Here is a 2,196-nt window from a genome sequence, read left to right on the forward strand (position 1 = left end):
CCATTGGCACTTGCGCTTCAAGGTACAGCGGCACCTTGCGGTCGTAGCACTCGTCCACCAGGGCAATGAACCGTCGCACACCGTCGTCATGCACCGACAACTGCGGCAACTCACGATCCCCCGCCACTACCCGCTCGACACCGTCCTCGGTGCCACGGGCAATGCGCCCGGCGCGTTTCTGCGCGCTGAGGCTGGGCACCTCACTCAACAGAATAGCGCTGTAGGTATCGCACAGAGCGATGAAATCCATGGCCGCGAAGGGTTGCTCGCACAGCGCGGCGTAACGGGTCCAGAGCACCGTCGGGCTGGCCTTGACCACCTCAAGTGAGCGGTAACCGACCTGGATCGGGTCGCTCGATATTGACTGGCCGACGCTTAATACCTGGAACACTTCATCCAGTGCGCCGGGCCTGCCGGGCTCGGCCACCCAATAACGCTGCGAACCGGCACCCGGATGCAGGCGATGGTCTTCCCCGCCATCCACTGCAATCACTTGCATATGCTGCTTGATCGCCGCGATGGCGGGCATGAAACGGTCGCGATTGAATCCGTCGGCGTACAAATGGTCCGGCGGCAGGTTGGAGGTGCAGACCACCACCACGCCCTGTTCGAACATCACCTGGAACAGGCGCCCGAGAATGATCGCGTCGCCGATGTCGTTGACGAACAACTCGTCGAAACACAGAACGCGCACTTCTTCGGCCAATTCACGGGCCAGCGCCTTGAGCGGATCGGCGGTGCCGGTCAGTTGAAACGAGCGTTGGTGCACCCAGCCCATGAAGTGGTGAAAGTGCTGGCGCCGCGCCGGCACCCGAAGACTTTGGTAGAACTGGTCCATCAACCAGGTCTTGCCCCGCCCTACCGGCCCCCACAGGTATACGCCGGAAATGGGCGAACGGCCTTCATGCAGCGCTTCATGGCATTTTTGCAGCGCCCACACGGCATATTCCTGGGCCTCGTCCTGGACGAAGCCCTTTTGTTCGATGGCGTGCTGCCAGGCGCTTAAGGGGGAATCGATAGTCATGGGCGGCAGTATGCCATTGCGCATGGAAAACGCGACCGGTGATCGGCGGTTTTGTGCAGGAAAGAAAAGCACCTTGACGCATTAGATTGCTATCATCATATTTAATAAATGTCGCAAACAATCTATTAAATCCTGTCGCCACCCCTCTGGAGTCATCCCATGCATTACAAAGTCTTCGGTCGTAAAACCGGCTTGCGTGTTTCCGAACTGGCGCTGGGCGCCGGTAATTTCGGTACCGGTTGGGGCCATGGCGCCGAGCGTGACGAAGCAAAACGCATTTTTGAGGGTTATCGGGAGGCCGGCGGAAACTTCATCGATACCGCCAACGGCTATCAGGGCGGGCAGTCCGAGGCCATGCTCAGCGAGTTCATCGCCGCAGAACGGGATAGCCTGGTCATCGCCACCAAATACACCCTCGGGACTACACCCGCGGCCGACATTTCCCACACCGGTAACAGCCGCAAGAACATGGTGCGCGCCGTCGAAGAAAGCCTTAAACGCCTGAAGACCGATCATATCGACCTGTTCTGGGCGCACATGAGCGATGGCGTCACGCCCATGGAAGAGATCCTGCGCGGCTTCGACGACCTGGTCAGTGCCGGCAAGATTCATTACGCCGGGCTGTCGAACTTCCCTGCGTGGCGCATCGCCCGCGCCGACCTGCTGGCGCAGATACGTGGCTTTGCACCGATTGCGGCGATCCAGGTCGAGTACAGCCTCGCCGAACGCACCGCCGAGCGCGAACAACYGCCGATGGCCGAAGCCCTGGGCCTGGCCGCGACCCTGTGGTCGCCGCTGGGTGGCGGCTTCCTGACTGGCAAGTATCGCAACAGCGAGGGCGACAACCGCGCGAACAAGCTCGGCGTGCTGATTCATGCTGAAAAAAGCGCCCGGGAAACCGCCCTGCTCGACACCTTGATCGACGTCGCCACTGCACTCGATGCCAGCCCGACCCACGTGGCCATTGCCTGGTTGCGGGAACAGGCCAAACGCTCGACCACGGCGCTGATTCCGATCCTCGGCTCCCGGACTCGTGAACAGCTGGACGCGACGTTGGGCGCGCTGAATGTGCAGTTGAGTGCTGAGCAACTGGCACGACTCGATGGCGTCAGTGACGTGGCCAAGGGCGTGCCGCACGAATCCATCAGCGGTTCATCCGCACGCTTCAGCGG

General features: G+C 61.1%; 2 protein-coding genes. One reads left to right on the top strand and one right to left on the bottom strand.

What is annotated here, in order from left to right:
• On the bottom strand, window positions 1–1,024 hold a 1,024-nt coding region (gene zapE / locus ACXRVY_RS25295), incomplete at its 3' end, for a cell division protein ZapE (protein ID WP_458238556.1).
• A 159-nt stretch (window positions 1,025–1,183) separates the two neighbouring features.
• Between zapE and ACXRVY_RS25300 the strand changes: the two genes are divergently transcribed.
• The coding region (locus ACXRVY_RS25300) for an aldo/keto reductase (protein ID WP_458238557.1) at window positions 1,184–2,196 on the top strand (1,013 nt) is incomplete at its 3' end.

It is taken from the genome of Pseudomonas sp. P5_A2_2 (assembly GCF_054177685.1).